The sequence below is a fragment of the Baekduia soli genome, assembly GCF_007970665.1.
GTDB classification, from domain to species: domain Bacteria; phylum Actinomycetota; class Thermoleophilia; order Solirubrobacterales; family Solirubrobacteraceae; genus Baekduia; species Baekduia soli.
In genome coordinates, this window is sequence record NZ_CP042430.1 from 4,870,410 (window position 1) to 4,892,994 (window position 22,585).

Annotated in this window: 32 protein-coding genes and 1 pseudogene; 2 read left to right on the top strand and 31 right to left on the bottom strand. The window is 71.2% G+C overall.

Annotation, left to right across the window (positions count from 1 at the left end):
- Positions 1-51 precede the first annotated feature (51 nt).
- From rplO to fusA, 23 genes and pseudogenes are all read right to left on the bottom strand, one after another.
- Positions 52-558: a 50S ribosomal protein L15 gene (gene rplO / locus FSW04_RS23655; protein WP_228430703.1), complete on the bottom strand. Its 507-nt coding sequence runs from the start codon at positions 556-558 to the stop codon at positions 52-54.
- A 1-nt stretch (position 559) separates the two neighbouring features.
- Positions 560-733 (bottom strand): 50S ribosomal protein L30, encoded by a 174-nt coding sequence (rpmD, locus tag FSW04_RS23660; RefSeq protein ID WP_146922753.1) that lies wholly within the window; start codon positions 731-733, stop codon positions 560-562.
- A gap of 149 nt (positions 734-882) precedes the next feature.
- Positions 883-1,398 (bottom strand): annotated as a pseudogene (gene rpsE, locus FSW04_RS23665) (30S ribosomal protein S5); the annotation flags it as partial.
- Positions 1,395-1,748, bottom strand: a complete 354-nt coding sequence (gene rplR / locus FSW04_RS23670) for a 50S ribosomal protein L18 (RefSeq protein ID WP_146922757.1) — start codon at positions 1,746-1,748, stop codon at positions 1,395-1,397. The pseudogene rpsE and the gene rplR, both read right to left, overlap by 4 nt.
- Positions 1,745-2,278, bottom strand: a complete 534-nt coding sequence (gene rplF, locus FSW04_RS23675; protein ID WP_146922758.1) for a 50S ribosomal protein L6 — start codon at positions 2,276-2,278, stop codon at positions 1,745-1,747. Before rplF ends, rplR begins: the two co-directional genes overlap by 4 nt.
- Before the next feature lie 4 nt (positions 2,279-2,282).
- Complete coding sequence (gene rpsH / locus FSW04_RS23680; RefSeq protein ID WP_321167673.1) at positions 2,283-2,684, bottom strand: 30S ribosomal protein S8; 402 nt, start codon at positions 2,682-2,684, stop codon at positions 2,283-2,285.
- Between the two features lie 10 nt (positions 2,685-2,694).
- Positions 2,695-2,880, bottom strand: a complete 186-nt coding sequence (locus tag FSW04_RS23685) for a type Z 30S ribosomal protein S14 (RefSeq protein ID WP_146922762.1) — start codon at positions 2,878-2,880, stop codon at positions 2,695-2,697.
- Positions 2,881-2,884: 4 nt separating this feature from the next.
- On the bottom strand, positions 2,885-3,490 hold the full coding sequence (gene rplE, locus FSW04_RS23690) for a 50S ribosomal protein L5 (protein WP_146922764.1): 606 nt from the start codon (positions 3,488-3,490) through the stop codon (positions 2,885-2,887).
- Positions 3,491-3,523: 33 nt separating this feature from the next.
- Positions 3,524-3,850 (bottom strand): 50S ribosomal protein L24, encoded by a 327-nt coding sequence (rplX, locus tag FSW04_RS23695; protein ID WP_187369058.1) that lies wholly within the window; start codon positions 3,848-3,850, stop codon positions 3,524-3,526.
- A gap of 1 nt (position 3,851) precedes the next feature.
- Positions 3,852-4,220, bottom strand: coding sequence for a 50S ribosomal protein L14 (gene rplN / locus FSW04_RS23700; RefSeq protein WP_146922766.1), 369 nt, complete (start codon positions 4,218-4,220; stop codon positions 3,852-3,854).
- A 49-nt stretch (positions 4,221-4,269) separates the two neighbouring features.
- Positions 4,270-4,578 (bottom strand): 30S ribosomal protein S17, encoded by a 309-nt coding sequence (gene rpsQ / locus FSW04_RS27595; RefSeq protein ID WP_407653006.1) that lies wholly within the window; start codon positions 4,576-4,578, stop codon positions 4,270-4,272.
- A 284-nt stretch (positions 4,579-4,862) separates the two neighbouring features.
- Positions 4,863-5,063, bottom strand: a complete 201-nt coding sequence (gene rpmC / locus FSW04_RS23710; protein ID WP_146922770.1) for a 50S ribosomal protein L29 — start codon at positions 5,061-5,063, stop codon at positions 4,863-4,865.
- Complete coding sequence (gene rplP / locus FSW04_RS23715; protein WP_146922772.1) at positions 5,063-5,479, bottom strand: 50S ribosomal protein L16; 417 nt, start codon at positions 5,477-5,479, stop codon at positions 5,063-5,065. The genes rpmC and rplP overlap by 1 nt, the downstream gene beginning before the upstream one ends.
- Positions 5,480-6,373: a 30S ribosomal protein S3 gene (rpsC, locus tag FSW04_RS23720; RefSeq protein WP_146922774.1), complete on the bottom strand. Its 894-nt coding sequence runs from the start codon at positions 6,371-6,373 to the stop codon at positions 5,480-5,482. It lies immediately after the preceding gene.
- A 2-nt stretch (positions 6,374-6,375) separates the two neighbouring features.
- A complete protein-coding gene (gene rplV / locus FSW04_RS27600) occupies positions 6,376-6,660 on the bottom strand; it encodes a 50S ribosomal protein L22 (RefSeq protein WP_228431347.1) in 285 nt (94 codons plus the stop codon).
- A gap of 344 nt (positions 6,661-7,004) precedes the next feature.
- Positions 7,005-7,277: a 30S ribosomal protein S19 gene (gene rpsS, locus FSW04_RS23730; protein WP_146922776.1), complete on the bottom strand. Its 273-nt coding sequence runs from the start codon at positions 7,275-7,277 to the stop codon at positions 7,005-7,007.
- Between the two features lie 14 nt (positions 7,278-7,291).
- The gene (gene rplB / locus FSW04_RS23735) at positions 7,292-8,134 is read right to left on the bottom strand and encodes a 50S ribosomal protein L2 (RefSeq protein ID WP_146922778.1); all 843 of its coding nucleotides are present in this window, start codon (positions 8,132-8,134) and stop codon (positions 7,292-7,294) included.
- 3 nt (positions 8,135-8,137) lie between these two features.
- The gene (gene rplW / locus FSW04_RS23740; protein WP_146922780.1) at positions 8,138-8,440 is read right to left on the bottom strand and encodes a 50S ribosomal protein L23; all 303 of its coding nucleotides are present in this window, start codon (positions 8,438-8,440) and stop codon (positions 8,138-8,140) included.
- Entirely contained in the window at positions 8,440-9,090 is a 651-nt protein-coding gene (gene rplD / locus FSW04_RS23745; RefSeq protein WP_146922782.1) for a 50S ribosomal protein L4, read from the bottom strand. Before rplD ends, rplW begins: the two co-directional genes overlap by 1 nt.
- A complete protein-coding gene (gene rplC / locus FSW04_RS23750) occupies positions 9,083-9,700 on the bottom strand; it encodes a 50S ribosomal protein L3 (protein ID WP_146922784.1) in 618 nt (205 codons plus the stop codon). Before rplC ends, rplD begins: the two co-directional genes overlap by 8 nt.
- Complete coding sequence (gene rpsJ, locus FSW04_RS23755; protein WP_146922786.1) at positions 9,701-10,027, bottom strand: 30S ribosomal protein S10; 327 nt, start codon at positions 10,025-10,027, stop codon at positions 9,701-9,703.
- 192 nt (positions 10,028-10,219) lie between these two features.
- Entirely contained in the window at positions 10,220-11,404 is a 1,185-nt protein-coding gene (gene tuf / locus FSW04_RS23760) for an elongation factor Tu (protein WP_146922788.1), read from the bottom strand.
- Between the two features lie 98 nt (positions 11,405-11,502).
- On the bottom strand, positions 11,503-13,602 hold the full coding sequence (gene fusA, locus FSW04_RS23765) for an elongation factor G (RefSeq protein WP_146922790.1): 2,100 nt from the start codon (positions 13,600-13,602) through the stop codon (positions 11,503-11,505).
- Between the two features lie 156 nt (positions 13,603-13,758).
- Between fusA and FSW04_RS23770 the strand changes: the two genes are divergently transcribed.
- Complete coding sequence (locus FSW04_RS23770; RefSeq protein ID WP_146922792.1) at positions 13,759-14,334, top strand: hypothetical protein; 576 nt, start codon at positions 13,759-13,761, stop codon at positions 14,332-14,334.
- On the opposite strand, the gene rpsG is transcribed toward FSW04_RS23770, so the two are convergent.
- The 8 genes from rpsG to FSW04_RS23810 form a co-directional block, all read right to left on the bottom strand.
- Positions 14,322-14,792 carry a 30S ribosomal protein S7 gene (rpsG, locus tag FSW04_RS23775; RefSeq protein ID WP_146922793.1) on the bottom strand — a complete coding sequence of 157 codons (471 nt, stop codon included), beginning with the start codon at positions 14,790-14,792 and terminating at the stop codon, positions 14,322-14,324. The genes FSW04_RS23770 and rpsG overlap by 13 nt on opposite strands.
- Positions 14,793-14,799: 7 nt before the next feature.
- Positions 14,800-15,195: a 30S ribosomal protein S12 gene (gene rpsL, locus FSW04_RS23780; protein ID WP_146922796.1), complete on the bottom strand. Its 396-nt coding sequence runs from the start codon at positions 15,193-15,195 to the stop codon at positions 14,800-14,802.
- A gap of 45 nt (positions 15,196-15,240) precedes the next feature.
- Positions 15,241-15,852 carry an MBL fold metallo-hydrolase gene (locus FSW04_RS28785; protein WP_407653007.1) on the bottom strand — a complete coding sequence of 204 codons (612 nt, stop codon included), beginning with the start codon at positions 15,850-15,852 and terminating at the stop codon, positions 15,241-15,243.
- Positions 15,738-17,177 (bottom strand): alanine dehydrogenase, encoded by a 1,440-nt coding sequence (gene ald / locus FSW04_RS23790; RefSeq protein WP_228430705.1) that lies wholly within the window; start codon positions 17,175-17,177, stop codon positions 15,738-15,740. Before ald ends, FSW04_RS28785 begins: the two co-directional genes overlap by 115 nt.
- Before the next feature lie 35 nt (positions 17,178-17,212).
- Entirely contained in the window at positions 17,213-18,832 is a 1,620-nt protein-coding gene (locus FSW04_RS23795) for a PucR family transcriptional regulator (protein ID WP_146922800.1), read from the bottom strand.
- Between the two features lie 4 nt (positions 18,833-18,836).
- Positions 18,837-20,216 (bottom strand): aspartate aminotransferase family protein, encoded by a 1,380-nt coding sequence (locus FSW04_RS23800; RefSeq protein WP_228430707.1) that lies wholly within the window; start codon positions 20,214-20,216, stop codon positions 18,837-18,839.
- A 158-nt stretch (positions 20,217-20,374) separates the two neighbouring features.
- Positions 20,375-20,896: a hypothetical protein gene (locus tag FSW04_RS23805; RefSeq protein WP_146922802.1), complete on the bottom strand. Its 522-nt coding sequence runs from the start codon at positions 20,894-20,896 to the stop codon at positions 20,375-20,377.
- A gap of 69 nt (positions 20,897-20,965) precedes the next feature.
- Positions 20,966-21,850: a hypothetical protein gene (locus FSW04_RS23810; protein WP_146922804.1), complete on the bottom strand. Its 885-nt coding sequence runs from the start codon at positions 21,848-21,850 to the stop codon at positions 20,966-20,968.
- A 197-nt stretch (positions 21,851-22,047) separates the two neighbouring features.
- On the opposite strand from FSW04_RS23810, the gene FSW04_RS23815 reads away from it, so the two are divergent.
- Positions 22,048-22,521 carry an HAD domain-containing protein gene (locus tag FSW04_RS23815; protein WP_146922806.1) on the top strand — a complete coding sequence of 158 codons (474 nt, stop codon included), beginning with the start codon at positions 22,048-22,050 and terminating at the stop codon, positions 22,519-22,521.
- Positions 22,522-22,585 lie beyond the last annotated feature (64 nt).

Genomic DNA, 22,585 nt, shown 5'->3' on the forward strand with positions numbered 1-22,585 from the left:
CGCCCCGGGGTGCCGGGGCGCTCGGGTCCTGCGCAGCGGTGACGGGCGCCGCTAGGCGTCGATGACGTGCACGGTGCCGCCCGCGGCCTCGATGGCCGCGCGGGCGGTGCCGCTGAACTTGTGCGCATGCACGGTCAGCGGCTTGGAGATCTCGCCCTTGGCGAGGATCTTGACCGGGATGTCCTTGCGCGTCCCCAGCCCGGCGGCCTTGAGCGCCTCGAGGGTCACCTCGGCGCCGCTGTCGAAGCGGGACTCGAGGTCCTTGAGGTTGACCGCCTGCGTGTGCGTGCGGAACGGCTCGAACGGCATGGACTTCTTCATGTGCGGGCCGCGCAGCTTGCGCATCCGCATGTGGATCGGCATCTGGCCGCCCTCGAACCGCGCGCGGTCCTTGGCGCCCGAGCGCGAGCCGTAGCCCTTCTGGCCGCGGCCGGCGGTCTTGCCGGTGCCCGAGCCCTCGCCGCGGCCGACGCGCTTGCGCGGCTTGCGGCTGCCCGGGGCGGGCTTGAGGTTGTGGAGCCCGATGGCCTCGGGCTTGTCGTCGGCCTCGTCGGCCATGTCAGTCCTCCTGGACGGTGATCAGGTGACGGACGCGATGCAGCATGCCCCGCGACTGCGGGGTGTCCTTGACCTCGACCGTGTGGCCGATGCGCCGCAGCCCGAGCGAGCGCAGCGTGTCGAGCTGGCGCTGCGTCGAGCCGTTCTTGGACTTGATCTGGGTCACCTTGGGCATCAGGCCTCGGCCTCCGGTTGCGCCTCGGCCTCGCCACCCTCGGCCTCGACCTCGGGCTCGACCTCGGCGACCGCCACGGCCCCGCCGTCCTCCTCGAGGGCCACGCCCTCGAGCGTCTCGACGGCGCCGCCGTTGCTGTTGGTGAGGCCCAGGACCTCGGCGATCGACAGGCCGCGGATCTCGGCGACCTCCTCGGGCGTGCGCAGGTCCTGCAGGCCGGCCAGCGTCGCCTTGACGAGGTTGATCGGGTTCTGCGTGCCCAGCGACTTGCTCAGGATGTCGTGGATTCCCGCGAGCTCGAGCACGGCGCGCACGCCGCCGCCGGCGATGACGCCGGTACCGGGCGAGGCCGGCTTGAGCAGCACGCGGCCGGAGCCGAACACGCCGAGCACCGGGTGGGTGATCGTCGAGCCGTGCTTCGGGACGCGGTACAGGTTCTTCTTGGCCCGCTCGACACCCTTCTGGATGGCGATCGGAACCTCGTTGGCCTTGCCGTAGCCGATGCCGACGACCGACTGCTCGTCGCCGACGACCACGAGGGCCGTGAACGAGAACCGACGGCCGCCCTTGACGACCTTGGCGACGCGGTTGATCTCGACGACCCGCTCCTGCAGGTCCAGCCCGACGGGGCTGACGGCGCGGTCGGCGAAGCTGTCGTGCTTCATACGGCGATGCCTCCCTCGCGGACGCCGTCGGCGAATGCCTTCACGCGTCCGTGGTACTGGTAGCCGCCGCGATCGAAGACGGCGCGCTCGATGCCGGCCGCCTTCGCGCGCTGCGCGAGCAGCTCGCCGGCCTTGGTGCTCTGCTCGGCCTTCTTGAGCTCACGCAGCTCGGGCTCGGTCCACTGGACCGCGGCCAGCGTGCGCCCCGCATCGTCGTCGACGAGCTGGGCGGCGATGCCGCGGTTGGACCGGAACACGGAGATGCGCGGGCGCTCGGCCGTGCCGCGCACCTTGGCGCGGACGCGGCGGCGGCGCTTGAGACGGCGCTGCTCAGGGGTGGTGATGCTCATGCTCGCTTACCGACCTTGCGGGCGACGTACTCGCCCTCGTAGCGGATGCCCTTGCCCTTGTAGGGCTCCGGGGGCCGCTGCTTGCGGATGTTGGCGGCGATCTCGCCGACCGCCTGCTTCGAGATGCCGCGGACGATGACGCGCGTCGGCTGGGGCACCTCGAACTCGATCCCGTCCGGCGCCTTGATGGACACCGGGTGCGAGTAGCCGAGCGCCAGCTCCAGGTCGCGGCCCTTGAGGACCGCGCGGTAGCCGACGCCCTGGATCTCGAGCGTCTTGGTGTAGCCCGACGTGACGCCCTCGACCATGTTGGCCACCAGCGAGCGCGTGAGCCCGTGCAGGGCGCGGTGCTCGCCGCGGTCGGTGGGGCGCGTGACGATCAGCTCGTCCTCGTTGTGCTCCACCGTGATGTCGCGGTGGATGCGCTCGAAGAGCTCGCCCTTGGGCCCGTTGACACGGACCATCTCGGGCTCGATGGAGATGGAGACCCCGGCGGGGACCGGGATGGGCTTGCGACCGATTCGGCTCATGGGGTCACCAGACCTTCGCGACCACTTCGCCGCCGATGCCGCGGCGACGGGCCTCGTGGCCGGTCATGACGCCCTGGGACGTCGAGACGATGGCGGTCCCCATCCCGCCCAGGACCTTGGGGATGCCCGTGGCCGGCACGTAGTAGCGCTGGCCGGGGCGCGAGGCCCGCTGCAGCCCGGACACGACGGACTTCCGCTGCTCGGTGTACTTGAGCTGGATGCGGATGAGCTCGCTCGGGTGGTCGGGCGTGGGCGCCTCGGTCTCCCAGCCGTCGATGTAGCCCTGCTCGGCGAGGATGCGGGTCATCTCGCGCTTGAGCTTGGAGGCCGGGATCTCGACGATGTCGTGCTGGGCCTGGATCGCGTTGCGGATCCGGGTCAGGTAGTCGGCGATCGGATCGGTCATCGACATGTGGTCACCAGCTCGACTTCGTCATGCCGGGGATGAAGCCGTTGTGCGCGAGCTCGCGCAGGCAGATGCGGCACACGCCGAACTTGCGGTAGACCGCACGCGAACGGCCGCACTTGCGACAGCGGGTGTACTCCCGCGTCTTGTACTTGGACCCGCGCTGCTGGCGGACTCTCTGCGATGTCTTGGCCACGGGTCTAGCTCTCCTGGTTGGCGCCGGCGTCGGCGGTCACGTACGGGTTGCCCTCGCGGCTGAAGGGGAACCCGAACGCCTCGAGCAACGCGTACGCCTCGGTGTCGGATGCAGCGGAGGTCGTGACCGTGATGTCGAGGCCACGCACGTTGTCGATGGCGTCGTAGTCGATCTCGGGGAAGATGATCTGCTCGCGCAGCCCCATCGAGTAGTTGCCCCGGCCGTCGAACGACGTCGGCTTGAGGCCCCGGAAGTCCCTCGTGCGCGGGAGCGCGACGGACACCAGCCGGTCGATGAACTCGTAGGCGCGCTCGCCGCGCAGCGTCACGCTGACGCCGACGGGCATGCCCTCACGGACCTTGAACTGCGCGATGGACTTGCGGGCGCGCCGGATCGACGGCTTCTGGCCGGCGATCGTCGCGAGCTGCTCGGCGGCCGCGTCGAGAACCTTGGAGTCCTGCTTGGCGTCACCGACGCCCATGTTCAGGGTGACCTTCTCGAGGCGGGGGGCCTGCATGTAGCTCGAGTACCCGAAGCGCTCGATCAGCGCGGGTCGGATCTCCTCGAGGTAGCGCGTCTTGAGGCGCGCGGTCTGGATGGCGGCTTCCATGGTCCTAGTCCAGCTTCGTTCCCGAAGCGCGCGTCACGCGGTTGCGGACGCCCCCTCGCGGGTCACGCCCACGCGGGTCGGCTTCTTGGTCTTGGGATCGATGAGCATGACGTTGCTGATGTGGATGGGGCCCTCGCGCTCGATGACCCCGGCCTCACGCTGCGGCGCGTTGGGCAGCGGGCGCTGGTGGCGCTTGATGATGTTCAGGCCCTCGACGAAGACCTTGTCCTTCTTGGGGTCGACGCGGAGGATCTTGCCCGTCTTGCCGCGGTCCTTGCCGCTGATCACGACGACCTCGTCGTCGCGGCGGATCTTGAGGGCGCGGGCCTTCTTGACGGGCGCGGGCTTCTTGGCGGCCATGCTAGAGCACCTCCGGGGCGAGCGAGATGATCTTCATGTAGTTGCGGTCGCGCAGCTCGCGGGCCACCGGCCCGAAGATGCGCGTCCCGCGCGGGTTGCCGGCGGCGTCGATGATCACCGCGGCGTTCTCGTCGAAGGCGATGTAGGTCCCGTCGTCACGCCCGAACTCCTTCTTCGTGCGCACGACGACGGCCTTGACGACCTCGCCCTTCTTGACCGTGCCCTGCGGGCTGGCGGTCTTGACGGTGGCGGTGATGACGTCCCCGACATGCGCGTACTTGCGGCGCGAGCCGCCCTGCACGCGGATGACGAGGATCTCGCGGGCGCCGGTGTTGTCGGCGACCTTGAGGCGTGACTCGTTCTGGATCATGCCGTCACCTCACGAGCGACCGCAGCGCTGGTCCGACGGAGCAGGGCGATCACTTGGCACGCTCCAGGACCTCGACGAGGCGCCAGCGCTTCGTCGCGCTCAGCGGGCGGGACTCGATGACGCGGACGCGGTCGCCGGCGTGGGCGTCGTTGGCCTCGTCGTGGGCGTGCAGCGTCGTCGAGCTGCGGACGATCTTCTGGTAGCGGCGATGCCGGCGCGCGACGTCGATGCGGACCGTGATCGTCTTGTCCGCCTTGTCGGAGACGACGATGCCCAGGCGCTCCTTGGGGGCGCCGGGACCGTGCTCCTTGGGCGCCGTGGTCGGCGCGGGGCCGGCCTCGGCGCGGGCGGCCTGCAGCTTCTCGCGGCGCTTGGCGCGGTAGCGCGAGCGGGCGGCGGCCTTGGCCTTGCGCTCCGTGGCGCGCTCCTCGGGCGTGGCGGCGCGGCGGTTGCCGCGGCGGGCGCGCGCGGCGGCCTTGCGCTCCTTGGGGGTCTGGGGGACGACCGGCTCGGCGGGGGCCGCCGGCTCGGCAGGCGCCTCGACCGCGGCCTCGGGGGCCACGGTCTCCTCCGCGGTCTCGGCGGGAGGGGTCGGGCGGGCGGGGTCCGAGTCGGTGGTGTCAGGGGTCTCGTCAGCCATGGCTACTTGTCCGTGTCGATCCCGCGCTCGCGGGCGATGGTCAGAGCGCGAGCGAGGTCGCGCTTGGTGGAGCGGAGGCCGGCGCTGTTCTCCAGCTCGCCGGTGGCGTGCTGGAAGCGCAGGCCGAAGATGTCGCGTCGGACCGTCTTGATGTGGTCCAGCAGCTCGTCGTCGCGAAGGTCGCGGATCTCCTTGGCGTCCATCAGGACCAGTCCTCCGCGGTCACGATCTTGGTGCGGACGGGCAGCTTCATGCCGGCCAGGCGCAGGGCCTCGCGGGCGAGGGGCTCGGGAACCCCGGCCAGCTCGAACATGACGCGGCCCGGCTTGACGACGGCGACCCAGCCCTCGGGCGAGCCCTTGCCGGAGCCCATGCGGGTCTCGGCGGGCTTCTTGGTCACCGGCTTGTCGGGATACACGTTGATCCAGACCTTGCCGCCGCGCTTGATCTTGCGGGTCATCGCGATACGCGCGGCCTCGATCTGGCGGTTGGTGAGCCAGCCGGCGTCGAGCGACTTGATGCCGTACTCGCCGAACTGCACCTTGGTCTGGCCGCGTGAGAACCCGGGCTTGCGCCCGCGGTGCTGCTTGCGGTGCTTCACACGCTTGGGGGAGAGCATCTACCGGCCACCTCCGTAGCCACCGCCGCGCGGGCCGCTGCCGCCGCGACCGGAGCCGCCGGGCCCACCGGGCCCGCGTCCGCCGCCGCCGCCGCCGCGTCCTCCGCGACCGGAGCCGCCCGGCCCACCGGGGCCGCCGCCGCGTCCGCCGCGCCCGCCGCCGCGGCCGTCGCGATCGTTGCGGCCACGGCCGCCGCGATCGTTGCCGCGGTCCATGCCGGCGGCCTGGGGGGCCTCGATCTCGGTGAGGTCGGAGCCGCCGTAGCCCTCGGGCATGATCTCGCCCTTGTTGATCCACACCTTGCAGCCGATGCGGCCGAAGGTGGTACGGGCCTCGTAGAAGCCGTAGTCGATGTCGGCGCGCAGCGTGTGCAGCGGCACGCGGCCGTCGGAGTACATCTCCGTGCGTGCCATCTCGGAGCCGCCGAGGCGGCCACCGACCTGGATCTTGCAGCCCTTGGCGCCCGAGCGCATCGCGCTGGTGAGCGCGCGCTTCATGGCGCGGCGGAAGGCGACGCGGTTCTGCAGCTGCTCGGCGATCGACTGCGCGACGAGCTTGGCGTCGAGCTCGGGGCGCTTGATCTCGAGGATGTTGACCTTGATCTGCTTCTTGGTGATGCGGTGCAGATCGCGGCGCAGGGCATCGACCTCGCTGCCGGACTTGCCGATCACGATGCCGGGGCGCGCGGTGTGGATGTTGATCTCCACCTCGTTGGCGTCCTTGCGGATCGTGATGTCGGAGAGGCCGGCGTGCGCGAGCTTGCCCGTGATGTGACCACGGATCGCGACGTCCTCGGCGAGGTAGTCGCTGAACTCGCGCTCCGTGAACCAGTTCGACTTCCAGTCGTGGATGTACCCCACGCGCATGGACTCGGGATGGACCTTCTGACCCATGCTTACTGCTCCTTCGGGGTGAGCGCGATCGACAGGTGCGACGTGCGCTTGCGGATGCGCGAGGCGCGACCCATCGCGCGCGGCTGGAAGCGCTTGAGCGTCGGGCCCTCGTCGGCGGTGACGGACAGGATCCGCAGGTCGTCGCCGAGCAGCTCGTGGTTGTGCTCGGCGTTGGCGACGGCGGACTCCAGGAGCTTCTGCCAGTCCTCGGCCACGGCGCGGGGCGTGTGCGCGAGGATCGCGCGTGCCTCGGTGACCGACTTGCCGCGGATGTGGTCGCAGACCAGGCGCGCCTTGCGCGCCGACGTGCGGACGTACTTGGCGTGCGCGCGGACGACGGGACGCGCCTCGCCGGAGCGGGTGGCCTTGCGCGCGGGGGCCGGGGCCTCCTGCGCGGGGGCGTCGGCCTTCGCGCCGCGGCGACGGCGGGGCTTGGCGGGGGCGGCGGCCTCGGGCTCGCCGGCGGCCTCGGGCTCGCCGGCGGCCTCGGGCTCCTCGGCGGCGGCCTGGGGCTCGGCCGGCGGCTCGGCGGGCTCGGGCAGCACGGCCTCGCCGGTGCCCGACTTCTCGACCGGGGTCTCCGGCGCGTTGTCCTCGAGGACCTCGTCCTGCTTGGGGTCGTCGGCCGGGGTCATCGCTTCTTCCCGGTGTCGACGTGCCCGCGGTAGGTCCGCGTCGGCGCGAACTCGCCGAGCTTGTGGCCCACCATCGACTCCGACACGAACACGGGCACGTGCTTGCGCCCGTCGTGTACGGCGATGGTGTGGCCGACCATCTCGGGGAAGATCGTCGAGGTCCGCGACCAGGTGCGGACCATCTGCTTGCTGTTGGACGCGTTCAGTCGCTCGATGCGCGTCATCAGACGCTCCTCGACGAACGGTCCCTTCTTGCTCGAACGGCTCATGGTGGCGCTTTCCTCTACCGCTTGCCCTTGCCGCGACGGCGGCCGCGGACGATGTAGCGGTCAGACGACTTGTTCTTCTTGCGGGTGCGGTACCCGAGGGTCGGGACGCCCCAGGGCGTGACCGGATGGCGGCCCGGCGTGGTCGAACCCTCGCCACCGCCGTGCGGATGGTCCACGGGGTTCATGGCGGTGCCTCGCGTCTGCGGGCGCACGCCCATGTGACGCTTGCGGCCGGCCTTGCCGATCTTGACGTTCTGGTGGTCGGCGTTGCCGATGGTGCCGACGGTGGCCCGACACTCGGCGCGCACGAGGCGCATCTCGCCGGAGGGCAGGCGCAGCGTCGCCATGCCGCCCTCCTTGGCCATGAGCTGGATGCTCACGCCCGCGGAGCGGCCGAGCTGGCCGCCACGGCCGGGCTGCAGCTCGACGTTGTGCACCACGGTGCCCGTCGGCATGTTGGACAGCGGCAGGCAGTTGCCCGTCGCGATCTCGGCCTCGGGGCCCGACATGACCGTCGCGCCCACCTGCAGGCGCTGCGGAGCCAGGATGTAGGACTTGACGCCATCGGCGTAGTGCAGCAGCGCGATGTACGAGGTCCGGTTGGGGTCGTACTCGATGGCGGCGACCTTGGCGGGAATCCCGTCGCGGCGGCGCTTGAAGTCGATCTTGCGGTACAGGCGCTTCGCCCCGCCGCCGCGATGGCGGGAGGTCTTGCGGCCGTAGCTGTTGCGCCCGCCGGACTTCTTGAGGCCCTCGACGAGCGTGCGCTCCGGCTCGGTCTTCGTGATCTCGGCGAAGTCGGGATACGAGACGAAGCGGAGGCCCGGGCTCGTGGGCTTGGGCTTGCGGATCGGCATGGTCTACGACTCCTCGAGGCCCTGCAGGCCCTGGAAGATCGGGATGGACTGGCCCGGCGCCACCTGGACGATCGCCTTCTTCCAGGCCCGCGTGCGACCGGCGGTCTGGCCGCGGCGCTTGGGCTTGGACTTCACCGACATCGTGCGCACCTCGACGACGTTGACGTCGAAGAGCGACTCGATGGCCTGGCGGATCTGGGTCTTGTGGGCGTTCGGGTGGACCCGGAACGTGTACTTGTCGGCGGTCGCGAGCACGTAGGACTTCTCGCTCACGACCGGCCGGATGATCACCTGGCTGGCGTCCATCAGGCGCTCGCCTCCTCGGTGGTCTGGGACTTCTCGCCCTTGGCGCGGGCCGTCAGCGCCTCGAGCGCCGCGGGGCTGACCAGCACGTTGGCGGCGCCGATGAGATCGGCGACGCCGACGTTGGTGGTCGGCACCACGCCGCGGACGTTGGACAGGTTGCGGAAGCTCAGCGCCGCGCGCTCCTCGGACTCGCCGAGGATCACCAGCAGGGAGCCCCGGGCGCCCCAGTCGGCCACCAGGCGCGCCGCGGCCTTGGTCGAGATCTCGTCGAAGGCGCCGGTGTCGAACACGGCCAGCGAGCCGCGCTCGGCGTGCACAGACAGCGCGCTGCGGAACGCCGCGCGGCGCTCCTTGCGGTTGACCTTGAAGGTGAAGTGGCGAGGCTTGGGCCCGAACGTCGTGCCGCCGCCGGTCCAGATCGGCGAGCGGGACGAGCCGGCGCGGGCACGGCCCGTGCCCTTCTGGCGCCACGGCTTGGCGCCGCCGCCGCGGACCTCGCCGCGCGTCTTGGTCGACGACGTGCCCTGGCGCTTGGCCGCGAGCTCCGCGCGCACGGACTCGTGCACCAGCGGGCCGTTGAAGCGCGCGCCGAAGGCGACGTCGTCCAGGGCGACGTCCTTGCCGTCGCTCAGGTTCTTGGCACTAGGCATCGGTGCGGACCTCCACGAAGCCGCTCTTGGGCCCGGGGACCGAGCCGCGGACCAGCAGCAGGTTCTCGCCCGCGTCGATGCGAACGATCTCCAGCCCCTTCTGGGTGACGCGCTTGTTGCCCATCTGGCCCGGGCCGCGAATGCCCTTCATCACGCGGGCGGGCCAGGCGGAGGCGCCGATGGATCCCGGGGCGCGCACGTTGTGCGAGCCGTGGGACTTCGGCCCGCGCTTGAAGTTGTGGCGCTTGATCGTGCCCTGGAAGCCCTTGCCCTTGCTCGTGCCGGCGATCTTGACCTTCTGGCCGACCTCGAAGGCCTCCACGGTCACCGTGTCGCCGACCTGCAGCTCGCCGGCCTCGTCGCGAAACTCCACGATATGGCGCAGCGGGGGCGCGCCGGCCTTCTTGAGGTGGCCGAGCTCGGGCTTGGAGAGGTGCTTCTCCTTCGACGCGCCGAACGCCAGCTGGACGGCCTCGTAGCCGTCGCGGTCCGGCGTGCGGATCGCGGTGACGGGACACGGGCCGGCCTCGAGCACGGTGACGCGCTCGACGCGGCCGTCGTCGAGGAAGACCTGGGTCATGCCCAGCTTCTTGGCAAGGATGGCTGGCATCTAGGTGAGGAGCTTGATCTCGATGTTCACGCCGGCGGGGAGGTGGTCCAGGCGCTGGAGCGAGTCGACCGTCTTGGGGGTCGGCCCATGGATGTCGATCAGGCGCTTGTGCGTCCGGATCTCGAAGTGCTCCTGCGAGTCCTTGTCCTTGAACGGCGACTTGATGACCGCGTAGATGTTGCGGTCGGTCGGCAGCGGCACGGGACCCGAGACGGTCGCGCCGGTGCGCGTCGCCGTCTCGACGATCTCCTTGGCCGCGGTCTCGAGGGCCTGGTGGTCGTAGGCCTTGAGGCGAATGCGGATCTTGTTCTGTGTGGCGGCTGCCATCTGCCTGTCTCTGACGATTCCGTCTGCTGTCTGGGGGATGCTGCTGACTGGGTGCCTTCGCGGCTATGGGGGCGGACCGCTCGCCGATTCCGACGGGTCTCCGCCCCACATCCTGCTGTCGTATCCGAATTGGATTCCCGAGCGGGTCCCCGCCCCGGGCTCACGAGCCCGAGGCGGCGCCGCTCAGGACTGCTACTGGATGACCTCGGTGACGACGCCCGAGCCCACGGTGCGGCCACCCTCGCGGATGGCGAACCGCAGACCGGCGTCCATGGCGATCGGCTGGATGAGCTCGATCTCCATGGCGACGTTGTCGCCGGGCATGACCATCTCGACGCCCTCGGGCAGGTTGGCCACGCCCGTCACGTCGGTGGTCCGGAAGTAGAACTGCGGACGGTAGCCCGTGAAGAACGGCGTGTGACGGCCGCCCTCCTCCTTCTTCAGGACGTAGACCTCGGCCTTGTACTTCGTGTGCGGGGTGATCGATCCCGGCTTGCACAGCACCTGGCCGCGCTCGATGTCCTCGCGCTTGGTCCCGCGCAGGAGGCAGCCGACGTTGTCGCCGGCCTGGCCCTGATCGAGGATCTTGCGGAACATCTCGACGCCGGTCACGACCGTGGTGGTCGTGTCCTTGATGCCGACGATCTCGACGTTGTCGCCGGTGTTGACGACACCCTGCTCGATGCGGCCGGTCGCGACCGTGCCGCGGCCCGTGATCGAGAAGACGTCCTCGACGGGCATCAGGAAGGGCTTGTCCAGGTCGCGCACCGGCTCGGGGATGTAGGTGTCCAGCGCGTCGGCCAGGTCGAAGATCTTCTGCTTGTACTCCTCGTCGCCCTCCAGCGCCTTGAGCGCCGAGCCGGTGATGAACGGGATGTCATCGCCGGGGAAGTCGTACTCGGAGAGCAGATCGCGGACCTCGACCTCGACGAGCTCGAGGAGCTCGTCGTCGTCGACCATGTCGGCCTTGTTGAGGAACACGACGATGTAGGGCACGCCGACCTGGCGAGCGAGCAGGATGTGCTCGCGCGTCTGGGGCATGGGGCCGTCGGCCGCCGAGACCACCAGGATCGCGCCGTCCATCTGCGCGGCGCCGGTGATCATGTTCTTGACGTAGTCGGCGTGACCGGGACAGTCGACGTGCGCGTAGTGGCGGGCCTCGGTCTGGTACTCGACGTGCGAGGTCGCGATGGTGATCCCGCGCTCCTTCTCCTCAGGAGCGTTGTCGATCTCCGCGAAGCTCTTGGCCGTGCCGCCCATCTTCTCGGCGAGCACCGTCGTGATGGCCGCGGTCAGCGTCGTCTTGCCATGGTCGATGTGACCGATGGTGCCGACGTTGACGTGCGGCTTGTCGCGCTCGAACTTCTCCTTCGCCACTTTCTGTTCGCTCCTTCTGGAAGTCTTTGGAGGGGGGTGGGTCCTGGCGAACCAGGGAAAGCTATCGCGGATCGCCGGCAGGCGTCCGCCCGGTCACATCAGGCCGCGTTGGCGGCGCCGCTGCGGCCCTCGACGATCTTCTCCGCGATGTTCGGCGGAACCTCGTCATAGCTGTCGAACTGCATGGTGTAGGTGGCCCGGCCCTGCGTGTTGGAGCGCAGGTCGGTCGCGTAGCCGAACATCTCCGACAGCGGGACCTTGCCGGTGACCGCCAGCGCGTTGCCGCGGCGCTCCTGGCCCTCGACGCGCCCGCGCCGCTTGCTCAGGTCGCCGATGACGTCGCCGAGGAAGTCCTCGGGGGTGACGACCTCGACGGCGAAGATCGGCTCGAGCAGGACGGGCTTGGCCCGGCGGGCGGCCTCCTTGAAGGCCAGCGAGCCGGCGACCTTGAACGCGATCTCCGAGGAGTCCGTGTCGTGGTACTTGCCGTCGACGAGCGTGACGCGGATGTCGACCATGGGGTAGCCGGCCTTGACGCCGGTCTCCATGGCCTCCTCGACGCCCTTCTCGATCGCGGGGATGAACTCGGTGGGGACGGCCCCGCCCTTGATCTTGGAGACGAAGTCGAAGCCCTCGCCGGGCGCCGGCTCCATGTCGATGTAGACGACGCCGTACTGGCCCGAGCCGCCGGTCTGGCGGACGAACTTGCCCTCGATCTTGGTGGCGGTGCCGCGGATGGTCTCGCGGTAGGAGACCTGCGGCTTGCCGACGTTGGCCTCGACGTTGAACTCGCGGCGCATGCGGTCGACCAGCACCTCGAGGTGCAGCTCGCCCATGCCGGAGATCTCGATCTGGCCCGTCTCCTCGTTCGTCTGGACCTGGAACGTCGGATCCTCCTCGGCCAGGCGGCCCAGGGCGACCGACATCTTCTCCTGGTCGGACTTCGTCTTGGGCTCGACGGCCACCTTGATGACCGGCTCGGGGAACACGATGTTCTCGAGCTTGATCGGGGCGTCGGGCGCGGCGAGCGTGTCGCCCGTGACGATCTGCTTGATGCCGACCGCCGCGGCGATGTCGCCCGCGTAGACCTCGTCGAGCTCCTCGCGGTCGTTGGCGTGCATCATCAGGATGCGGCCGACGCGCTCGGTCTTGCCGGAGGAGACGTTCAGGATGCGCGAGCCGGCCGACAGGCGCCCGGAGTACACGCGGAAGTAGGTGAGCTTGCCGACGAACGGGTCGGCGGCGATCTTGAAGGCCAGCGCGGCGAACGGCTCCTCGTCGGAGGCGTTGCGCACCTCCTCGGTGATGTCGCCGTTGCGCGCCTCGACGATGCCCTCGACCGGCGGCACGTCCAGCGGGGACGGCAGGTAGTCGACGACCGCGTCCAGCAGCGGCTGCACGCCCTTGTTCTTGAAGGCCGAGCCGCAGAAGACGGGAGTGATGCCGAGCTCGAGGACGGCCTTGCGAATCGCGGCCTTGAGCTGGGGCACCTCGACGTCGCCGTTCTCGAGGTACGCCTCGGCGAGGTCGTCGTCGAAGGTCGTGACGGCGTCGATGAGCGCCTCGCGGGCCTCGTCGGCGCGGTCGCGGTGCTCCTCGGGGATCTCGACGACGTCGAAGTCCTTGCCGAGGTCATCGTTGTAGATGATGGCCTTCATCGCGACCAGGTCGATGATGCCGATGAGGTCGGCCTCGGCGCCGATCGGCAGCTGCACGGGCACGGCGTTGGCGCCCAGGCGGTCGATCATCGTCTGCACGGAGCGGTCGAAGTCCGCGCCGATGCGGTCCATCTTGTTGATGAACGCGATGCGGGGCACGCGGTACTTATCGGCCTGGCGCCAGACGGTCTCGGACTGCGGCTCGACGCCGGCCACCGAGTCGAAGACCGCGATGGCGCCGTCCAGGACGCGCAGCGAGCGCTCGACCTCGACCGTGAAGTCGACGTGGCCCGGCGTGTCGATGATGTTGATGCGGTGGCTGTCCCACTCGCACGTGGTGGCCGCGGAGGTGATCGTGATGCCACGCTCCTGCTCCTGCTCCATCCAGTCCATCGTGGCCGCGCCCTCGTGGACCTCACCGATCTTGTAGGTGCGGCCGGTGTAGTACAGGATGCGCTCGGTCGTCGTCGTCTTGCCGGCGTCGATGTGCGCCATGATCCCGATGTTCCGGGTCTTCTGGAGGGAGTACTTGCGTGGCATCAGAGCAGTGTCGGCTGGCGGGGGGGGCGTGGTGGCTGCGGGCAAAAAAAACGGGCCCCTCGGGCCCGCACGCACGTCAGGGGGCTGTCCCTGGTCGGCGCGCTATGTGCTCGAGGTCTCCATCTTGCGCAGAGAGCGGTTCCGCGGGGCGCGCACGTGAGCAGCGCTGAACGCGGGAACGAGCCCGATGATAGCAAAGGCGGGGTCGTCGACCGGCGCCCCGGGGCCCGGCCCGCGGGCGCGACGCCACAGCGCCTGCTGCCCGCCGTCGCGGGCCTCGCCGGGGCCCTCTGCCTCGTCGCCGCCACGCCGGCGACCGTCATCGCCATCCGGGTGGGGACGCCAGGGCGCACCACCGGCACCTCGGGCTGGGAACGCCACGGGCCGGCGCTGCTGCTGCTCGGCCTGCTGGGGCTCTGGCTCCTGGCGCTGGGGTTGCGGGGCGCCCGCGCCGCGATGGCCGGCCTGGCCGCGGCCGGCGTGGCCGCGCTGGCGATCGCGATCGCCTGGGACCGCCCGCACCTGCACGACACGGGCGCCGTCGGCGACCTGTACGCGACGGCCACCGCCGGCCCCGGCGCGGGCTACTACCTCGAGACCCTCGGCGGAGCGCTGCTGCTCGCCGCCGGCGGCGCGCTGCTCATCGCGGCCGGGGCCGGAACGACGACGGCCGCCCCGGGGGCGGCCGACGGTGCAGCGGTGCGGGCGCGGAGGCGCGGCTACCAGCGGTAATGGGCGAAGGCCTTGTTGGCCTGCGCCATGCGGTAGATGTCGTCCTTGCGCTTGAAGGCGCCGCCCTGCTGGTTGATCGCGTCCATGAGCTCGTTGGCCAGACGCTGGGCCATCGTCTTCTCGCGGCGCTGACGGGCGAACTCGACGAGCCAGCGGACAGCGAGGGTGCGCGCCCGGCGCGCGGGGACCTCGACGGGGACCTGGTAGGTCGCGCCGCCGACGCGGCGGGAGCGGACCTCGAGCGCCGGGGTCAGCGTCTTGAGCGCCGCCTCGAGCTGCTCGACCGGGTCCTTGCCGGTCTTCTCGCCGATGATGGCGAGCGCGTCGTAGACGATCCGCTCGGCCGTGCTCTTCTTGCCGTCGAGCATGACCTTGTTGACCACCTGGGTGACCAGGCGGGAGCGATGGACGGGGTCCGGCTCGATCGGCCGGATGGAAGCTGCTGCGCGGCGGGGCATTCGGGCTCTACTTCTTCTTGACGCCGTACATGGAGCGGGACTTCTTGCGGTCGGTCACGCCCGACGCGTCGAGGGTGCCGCGCACCACCTTGTAACGCACACCCGGGAGGTCCTTGACGCGGCCTCCGCGGACGAGCACGACGGAGTGCTCCTGCAGGTTGTGACCCTCGCCCGGGATGTAGGCCGTGACCTCCATCGCACCGGTGATCCGCACGCGGGCGACCTTGCGCAGCGCCGAGTTGGGCTTCTTGGGCGTGGTCGTGTAGACGCGCGTGCAGACGCCGCGGCGCTGGGGCGCGGCGATCTTCTTCTTGTTCCCCTTGCCGGACTTCAGGCCGGGAGTGGACATCTTGCGCGGCTTGGGCGTACGGCCCTTGCGGACCAGCTGACTCGTCGTGGGCATGCGGCGCGGGATGGTAGCAAGGGTTCGGCCATTGCCCCGTCGCGCCTACCGCAGCGCCGCCAGGTAGCGGTCCGCGGAGCGCAGGACCTTGGCCTTGGCGTCGTCCTGGACGCTGGCCCCCCACCACGCCCCGTGGACGCGGTCGAAGACCAGGCCGGCGAGCACGTCACGGATCCGCAGGATCTCGCGGGCGGGCAGCGGGATGAAGCACGGGAAGCTGTACATGAAGCTCACGCGGTCGTGGTCGGCCACGACCTGGACGATGTCGCCGGTCAGCAGCGCGCCGCGGCCCTCGGCGCCGCCACGCCACAGGCAGATCGTGCCCCCGTCGAAGTGCCCGCCCAGGCGGACGAGCTCCAGGTCGGGCCCCAGGACGTGGTGGTCGCCGGACCACAGCTCGATGCGGTCGGTCGGCCGCGTGATCCACTGCCGATCGGCCTCGTGGAGCAGGATCCGCGCGTCGAGGCGCTCGGCCAGGTCGGCCATCCCCGTGTAGTAGTGGGGATGTGAGATGGCGATCGTGTCGACGCCGCCGGCGTCGATCAGGCGCCGGGTGGCGGCGTCGTCGAGGACGGCGATGCAGTCCCACAGCAGGCCGCCGGTGCACAGCGCGCGCTGGCCGATGCCGAACGCCGGCTCGACCCCGACGCCGAGCAGGCCGGGCTCGACCTCCTCGACGCGGGTGTGGTGCGTGGCCGCCACCTCCTCGGCGGTCGACCACGCCTGGCCGCCCTGGCGGACGTACTGGCGCTCGTCCTGGCAGATCGGGCACCCGTCGGGGGGCGACGGGGTGTCCGGGAACTGGGCGCCGCAGCAGATGCAGACGTGGACGGGCACGGCCGGTCCTCCCTAGGCGGGGTGGGGATCAGGGCCAGGGCGTCCTCGGGCGCGGTGTGCTCCAGGCCCTGGTCGCCGGCCACCGGCGCGTAGGTCAGCCGGCCCGCGGCCACGTTCAGCCCGGCCATGAACCCCGGATCAGACCCCAGCGCGGCGCGCACGCCCTGGTCGGCGAGCTTGACGATGTAGGGCATCGTGGCGTTGGTCAGCGCAAACGTGCTGGTGATCGGCACCGCCCCGGGCATGTTGGCCACGCAGTAGTGCGTCACGCCGTCGACCTCATAGGTCGGATCCGAATGCGTCGTGGGCCGCGAGGTCTCAAAGCAGCCGCCCTGGTCGATGGAGACGTCGACCAGCACCGCATGCTGCTTCATCAGCCCCAGCTGGGCGCGCGTGATCACGTGCGGCGCCTTGGCCCCATGGACCAGCACCGCACCGATGACCAGATCGACCTCGGGCAGCATCCGCTCGATCGACAGCGTCGTCGAGAACACCGTGCTGCAGCGATTGTTGAGCAGGAAGTCCAGCTCGCGCAACCGGTCGATCGAGCGATCATAGATATAGGTCTCCGCGCCCATCCCGATCGCGATCTCGGCCGCCGTCAGCCCCACCACGCCGCCACCGATGACCATCACCTTGCCCGCCGCCACGCCGGGCACCCCGCCCAGCAGCAGCCCACGGCCGCCCAGCGGCTTCTCCAGCATGAACGCCCCCGCCTGGGTGGCGATCTTGCCCGCCACCTCGCTCATCGGCGCCAGCAACGGCAGCCGGCCGTTGCGATCGGTCACCGTCTCATAGGCCACACACGTCGCCCCGGAATCCATCAGCCCCCTGGTCAGCACGGGATCCGGCGCCAGATGCAGATAGGTGAACACCACATGGTCGGGGCGCAACATCGCCACCTCGACGGCCTGGGGCTCCTTGACCTTGACGATCATCTCGGCCCCCGCGAACACCGCCGCCGCATCGCCCACGATCTGCGCCCCCTGCTCGACGTACTCCTCGTCAGCGATCGCCGACCCCACCCCCGCCCCCGCCTGCACCAACACCTCATGGCCACGATCGACCAGCTCCCGCACCCCCGCCGGCGTCAACGCCACCCGGTACTCATCCGTCTTGATCTCCGTCGGAACACCGACCTTCATGGGGGACCTCTCCCTCTTGTGTGGCGGATGGACGTCTAGTGGACGAGCTCGCGGCCGCGCAGGGCGAGCCAGAACTCGATGCGATCGCGGGCGCTGGCCAGGTCGCGCCCGGTGAGCTCCTCGATCTTGCGGATGCGGTACCGCAGCGTGTGGCGGTGGCAGTACAGGCGCCGCGCGGCGGCCTCCCACTGCCCGTTGCACTCGATGAAGGCCTCGAGGGAGCGCATGAGCTCTCCCCCGTAGTGGCCCTCGCCGCTCTCGATCGGGCCGAGCAGCGACTCGCAGAACAGGCGCAGCGCGTCGGAGTCCTGGAGCGAGAGCAGCAGCTGGAACGAGCCGAGGTCGCGGTAGGTCGCGATCGTCGCGCGCGCCGCCGTGCCGTTGCCGTTGGCGTGGCCGGCGGCGCCGAGCGTGCGGGCCTCCAGCGCGCAGCGCGCCTCGTGGTAGGACCGGCGCGCGTCGCCGGCGGGCACGGCGCGGCCCACGCCGACGGCGGGGGCGGCGCCCAGCCGTGCCACCAACCGCTCCAGCAGCCGCCGGCCCAGCTCGAAGAGCTCGTCGTCGTCGAAGCCGGGCAGCAGGGCGCAGACGTGGCTGCCCGAGGTCGCGACCAGGCCGCTGACGGCCTCGTCGCGCAGGGCCGCGGTCAGCGCGGCCTCCGTCGCGTCGATGCTGCCGAGCACCGTGCCGCGACCGCCCGTCCGCGCCGGGGGCGTCATGACGACAGCCGTGAGCCGGCCGCCGAGCCCGAACGGCTCGAGCCGGCGCGTGAGGTCGGCGCCCGTGATGGTCCCCGCGACGAGCTCGGAGAGCACGTCGCCGGCCAGCCGCCGCTCGGTCGACGACGCCACGTGGCGACGCAGCAGCTCGAGCGCCACGACCGTGACGGCCTGGTGCAGGACGACGCGGTCGAACTCCGACAGGCCGCCGGAGTCCTTGATGGCCACGAGCCAGGCCTGCGGCAGGCCGGTCGTCTCCGCGCCGGCCACGGGCAGCGCCAGGGCGCGGGGCGCCAGCTCGGGGTGCGACGGGACGAACCCGCGGGCCTCCGTGCGCCGGGCGCGCTCGCGGACCTCGGCGCCGAGCGCCTCGAGGGCGTCGTCGGGCAGCTCGCGGCGGAAGCTGTGGCGCGCCTGGGGCTCCCCGCGGCCGTCGAAGACGATCGTCGCACCGCCGATGAGGGTGGCCAGCGCCGAGGCGATGGCGTCCAGGCCCCGCTCGGACAGGACGATGCGCTGGAGGCGCTCCTGGACGGCGATCGAGCGCTGCAGCAGCGCGTACTGCTCGTTGACGAGCCGCGCGAAGGCCTTCTCGGTGACCGCGATGAACGGCGTGTCGTACGGGATCTCCAGCAGCGGGAAGTCGCGCTCGGCCGCGGCCTGGAGCATCGCCTCGGGCACGGTCGCGTGCCCGAACCCGGTGCCGAAGCCCAGCCCGGCCAGGCCGTGGTCGGCGAGGCGGTGGATGTAGTCGCGCTCGGCCTCGGGGGTGTCGACGGTCAGCCCGGTGGTCAGCAGCAGCTCGCCGCCCGACAGCCACGGCGTGGGGTCCGCGAGCTCGGAGATGTGGACCCAGCGGACCGGCGCGTCGAGGTTGGCCTCGCCGGCGAGCACCGCGACGTCGAGGTCGCGCAGCAGCTCGCGGACGGTCAGCACGGCCTCACCCGACGTGCATCCTCTCCGAGGCCTCGACCAGGACGGGCCGCAGGACGGCCTCGATCTCGTCGAACTGCTCCGGGCCTGCGATGAGCGGCGGTGAGAGCTGGATGACCGGATCGCCGCGGTCGTCGGCGCGGCAGATGAGGCCGCGCTCGAACAGCGCGCCCGAGAGGAAGCCGCGCAGGAGCGTCTCGGACTCCTCGTGGTCGAAGGACCGCTTGGTCGCCTGGTCCTTGACGAGCTCGATGGCCTGGAAGTAGCCGGCGCCGCGCACGTCGCCCACGATGGGGATGTCGCGCAGGCCGTCGAGCATCCCGCGGAACACGGGCTCGTTGGCGCGGACGTTCTCGAGGATGTTCTCCTCCTCGAAGACCGCGATGTTGGCCAGCGACACCGCCGCGGAGACCGGGTGGCCGCCGAACGTGATCCCGTGGCTGAACGTGGTCGTCCCCTGCGAGAACGGCTCGAAGATGCGGTCGGAGGCGATGACCGCGCCCATCGGCGAGTAGGCCGAGGTGATGCCCTTGGCCGTGGTGATGATGTCGGGCTGGTAGCCGAAGCGCTGCGCGCCGAACCACTCGCCCAGGCGGCCCCAGGAGCAGATGACCTCGTCGGAGATGAAGACGACGTCGTAGCGGTCGGCGATCTCGCGGACGCGCTGGAAGTAGCCCTTCGGCGCCACGAGGCAGCCGCCGGCGTTCTGCACGGGCTCGAGGATGATGGCCGAGACGGTGCTCGGGTCCTCGAACTCGATGCGGTGGGCGATGGCCTCGACGAGCTCGTCGGGCGAGTGGCCCTCGGGCAGGCGGTAGGTGTTCGTGTTGGGCACGTGGCAGCCGCCGGGCGGCAGCGGCTCGAACGGTGCCCGGAGGTTGGCGATGCCGGTCGCCATGAGGCAGCCCATCGTGGTGCCGTGGTAGGCGGTCTCGCGCGCGATGACCTTGTACTTGGTCCCGTTGCCGCGGAGCTTGTGGTACTGGCGGCAGAGCTTGAGCGCCGACTCGACGGCCTCGCTGCCGCCGCTGGTGAAGAAGACGCGGTTGAGGTCGCCCGGCGCCAGCTCGGCGACCTTGGCGGCCAGCTCGATGGCCCGCGGGTGGGCGTAGGACCAGTTGGTGAAGAAGCCGAGCTCGCGGGCCTGGTCGGCGCCGGCCTGCGCGACGTCGGCCCGGCCGTGGCCGATGTTCGTGCAGAAGAGGGAGCTGAGGCCGTCGAGGTAGCGCCGGCCGTGCTGGTCCCACACGTAGCAGCCGTCGCCGCGCACGATGATCGGCAGCTCGGCCCCCGCCTCGTAGGCGCCCATCCGGCTGAAGTGCATCCACAGGTGGCGCTTGGCCAGCTCCTGCAGCTCCGCCGCGCCCGTCTCGGCCGTCATCGCCATGTGCGGTCCCTCCTCATCCCGTTGTCCGATCCGGCACTCGGATGGTCACAGTGGACAACCGTACCGGGACAGGAGCCTGGCGCGAAGGGGCCTGCCGTGCTGGCCCAACTTCGGTGCCGCGACGCGCCAGATCGGTGCACGCGCGCCGGCGGTGGTGGTCAGGGCGTGGCGACCGGGGTCCTGTCGAGGTTGCGGATGTCGTAGCCGAGGCGGTGGTAGGCGCGGCGCGCCGCCACGAGGTCGGCGCGCGTGCCCGCCGAGACGATCGCGCCGCTGGCCAGCAGCCGGTCGGCGCCGGCGCCGTCCCCGCGGCGCAGCGCGGCGCGGGCGCGGTCCAGGTCGGCGGCGAAGCCCCGCACCCCGGCGACGAAGCGGACCTGGGCTCGGGCGGCCTCGGCGGGCGGCCGCAGCGCGGCCAGCCGCGCCGACCACGCCCGCAGCAGGCGCTGGAGCCCGGCGATGTGACGGTCCTGCTCGGCGGGCGTCGGGTGGGCGCCCAGCTCGGTGCCGGCGAGGTAGCGCTGGGCCAGGCCCGCCGCGCTGATCTCGAAGGCGTGGACGTAGTCGCCCTTGGACAGCGGCCCGCGCGGCAGGTCCTGCACGGTGGCCTGCGGCCGGCCGCAGCCGGCGGCGGCGAGGACCGCGAGACCGGCGAGGAGGGCGGGCACGAGGCGCAGCATGCCGCCCGCAGGCTAGGCGAAGCCCGGTGGGCGGGCGCGGCCTCTGGCTCGGGCGGGGCCGGTCCGCGGCTAGGCCGCCGCGGAAACGGCAGCGCCCGCGGCACGGGGCGCGGGCGTCAGGGCCGAGGCGACGATGACCAGCAGGAAGGCGACGCCCTGGAGGACGATGCCCAGCGTGGAGCCGGGCAGGGGGTCGCCGAAGACGATGATGCCGGCGGCGACGGTGGTGACGTTGGCCGCGGTGCCGGTGATCGCGATGACCGGGACGGCGTCGCCGTCCTGCAGGCCGCGGGCCGAGGAGAAGAAGGCGGCGATGGAGGCCGCGATCGTGACGTAGAGCCAGGGGCTGGCGGCCAGGCCGATGACGCCCTCGTGGCCGGCGATGCCGGTCAGCGCCTTGATGGCGACGTCGGAGACCCCGAACAGGACGCCGGCGGCGGCGCCGAGCATGACGCCGTGGTGCTCGGCGGGGGCGCCGACGCGCGGGCCCATGATGAGCAGGCCGCCGACGCCGAACAGCGCGGCCTCGAAGGCGATCATGGCCGGCATGGAGAAGCTGCTGTGCGCACCGTCGTGATGCGTCGGGAAGGTGACCGCGAGGAGCACGAGGCCCAGGCAGGTGAGCGCGAGGCCCCACCACTGCCGGTTGCCGACCTCGACGCCGAAGAGCCGCTGGGCCATCACGCCGATCATCACGACGCCGCCGGCCAGGACGACCTGCACCACCGAGATGGGGGCCATCGCCAGCGCCGCGACGTGGAAGATCCACGCGCTGGTGGCGATCGCCATGCCGAGGGCGAACCACTTCGACGAGTAGAGGTTGCGGGCGGTCTTGAACGGGTGGCGGATGTCCACCTTCGCGCACTCGCAGGCTCCGCGATGCTTGAAGAAGAACCCGAGGTTCGAGACGAAGGCGCAGACGAGCGCCAGGAGGATTCCGAGCTGGATGGTCATTCAGGGGGGTGGGGGCGGCTGCGGTCAGGCGGAGCGGGCGGTCTTGGTCCCGGCTCACCGATCTCTCGCCCCAAGCATCGGCAGAGCCTCCGTTCCGCTTGACCCAAACGGTCTCGCAGCAGCGTAGCGGTCTCAGTTCCGAGAGGCGCCACACTCTCAGGCTCTTGTCAGAATTCCAGCGATTGCGCGCAAAACCGGTGCTCTTCTGTGATATCGACGGCGTCATCTCGCTGTGGGGCTGGCAGCCGGACACCCGTCCACCCGGGGTGTGGACGGCCGTGGACGGCATCCCCCATTTCCTTTCCACCCGCGCCGCCGAGCACCTCCTCGAGCTCTCGCAGCTGTACGAGCTCGTGTGGTGCAGCGGCTGGGAGGAGAAGGCCGACGAGCACCTCCCGCGGCTGCTCGGCGTCCCGGCCGGCCGCCCCCACCTGCACTTCGCGGGCCGTGACCGCGCCGCGGTGTCCGCGCGGGCGCACTGGAAGCTCGAGGCCATCGACGCCTACGCCGGCGGCCGGCCGCTGGCCTGGGTCGACGACGCGCTCACCGCGGCGTGCTGGGACTGGGCCCGCGCGCGGGCGGCGCCGACCCTCCTGGTGCCCACCGAGCCCGCCCGCGGCCTGGACGCCGACCACGCGGCGCGGCTGCGCAGCTTCGCGCACGCCGCCTGAGGGGGGCCCAAGGCCACCGGGCCCGGAACGGGCGAGAGGCCCCATGCGGGGCCCCTCGCGCGAT

Bases quoted from the DNA above. Each gene is read 5' to 3' on its own strand.
- rpsG (WP_146922793.1), bottom strand. From the start codon at position 14,792: ATGCCCCGCCGCGCAGCAGCTTCCATCCGGCCGATCGAGCCGGACCCC.
- rplO (WP_228430703.1), bottom strand. From the start codon at position 558: ATGGCCGACGAGGCCGACGACAAGCCCGAGGCCATCGGGCTCCACAAC.
- rpsS (WP_146922776.1), bottom strand. From the start codon at position 7,277: ATGAGCCGTTCGAGCAAGAAGGGACCGTTCGTCGAGGAGCGTCTGATG.
- rplC (WP_146922784.1), bottom strand. From the start codon at position 9,700: ATGCCAGCCATCCTTGCCAAGAAGCTGGGCATGACCCAGGTCTTCCTC.
- rplP (WP_146922772.1), bottom strand. From the start codon at position 5,479: ATGCTCTCCCCCAAGCGTGTGAAGCACCGCAAGCAGCACCGCGGGCGC.
- rplR (WP_146922757.1), bottom strand. From the start codon at position 1,748: ATGAGCATCACCACCCCTGAGCAGCGCCGTCTCAAGCGCCGCCGCCGC.
- FSW04_RS23800 (WP_228430707.1), bottom strand. From the start codon at position 20,216: ATGGCGATGACGGCCGAGACGGGCGCGGCGGAGCTGCAGGAGCTGGCC.
- fusA (WP_146922790.1), bottom strand. From the start codon at position 13,602: ATGCCACGCAAGTACTCCCTCCAGAAGACCCGGAACATCGGGATCATG.
- rplW (WP_146922780.1), bottom strand. From the start codon at position 8,440: ATGGACGCCAGCCAGGTGATCATCCGGCCGGTCGTGAGCGAGAAGTCC.
- FSW04_RS23810 (WP_146922804.1), bottom strand. From the start codon at position 21,850: ATGACCATCCAGCTCGGAATCCTCCTGGCGCTCGTCTGCGCCTTCGTC.
- rplD (WP_146922782.1), bottom strand. From the start codon at position 9,090: ATGCCTAGTGCCAAGAACCTGAGCGACGGCAAGGACGTCGCCCTGGAC.
- rpsH (WP_321167673.1), bottom strand. From the start codon at position 2,684: ATGACCGATCCGATCGCCGACTACCTGACCCGGATCCGCAACGCGATC.
- rplN (WP_146922766.1), bottom strand. From the start codon at position 4,220: ATGATCCAGAACGAGTCACGCCTCAAGGTCGCCGACAACACCGGCGCC.
- rpsL (WP_146922796.1), bottom strand. From the start codon at position 15,195: ATGCCCACGACGAGTCAGCTGGTCCGCAAGGGCCGTACGCCCAAGCCG.
- rpmC (WP_146922770.1), bottom strand. From the start codon at position 5,063: ATGGACGCCAAGGAGATCCGCGACCTTCGCGACGACGAGCTGCTGGAC.
- rpmD (WP_146922753.1), bottom strand. From the start codon at position 733: ATGCCCAAGGTGACCCAGATCAAGTCCAAGAACGGCTCGACGCAGCGC.
- rpsJ (WP_146922786.1), bottom strand. From the start codon at position 10,027: ATGGCAGCCGCCACACAGAACAAGATCCGCATTCGCCTCAAGGCCTAC.
- rpsC (WP_146922774.1), bottom strand. From the start codon at position 6,373: ATGGGTCAGAAGGTCCATCCCGAGTCCATGCGCGTGGGGTACATCCAC.
- rplX (WP_187369058.1), bottom strand. From the start codon at position 3,850: ATGGCCGCCAAGAAGCCCGCGCCCGTCAAGAAGGCCCGCGCCCTCAAG.
- rplE (WP_146922764.1), bottom strand. From the start codon at position 3,490: ATGGAAGCCGCCATCCAGACCGCGCGCCTCAAGACGCGCTACCTCGAG.
- rplF (WP_146922758.1), bottom strand. From the start codon at position 2,278: ATGAGCCGAATCGGTCGCAAGCCCATCCCGGTCCCCGCCGGGGTCTCC.
- ald (WP_228430705.1), bottom strand. From the start codon at position 17,177: ATGAAGGTCGGTGTTCCGACGGAGATCAAGACGGATGAGTACCGGGTG.
- rplB (WP_146922778.1), bottom strand. From the start codon at position 8,134: ATGCCGATCCGCAAGCCCAAGCCCACGAGCCCGGGCCTCCGCTTCGTC.
- FSW04_RS23805 (WP_146922802.1), bottom strand. From the start codon at position 20,896: ATGCTGCGCCTCGTGCCCGCCCTCCTCGCCGGTCTCGCGGTCCTCGCC.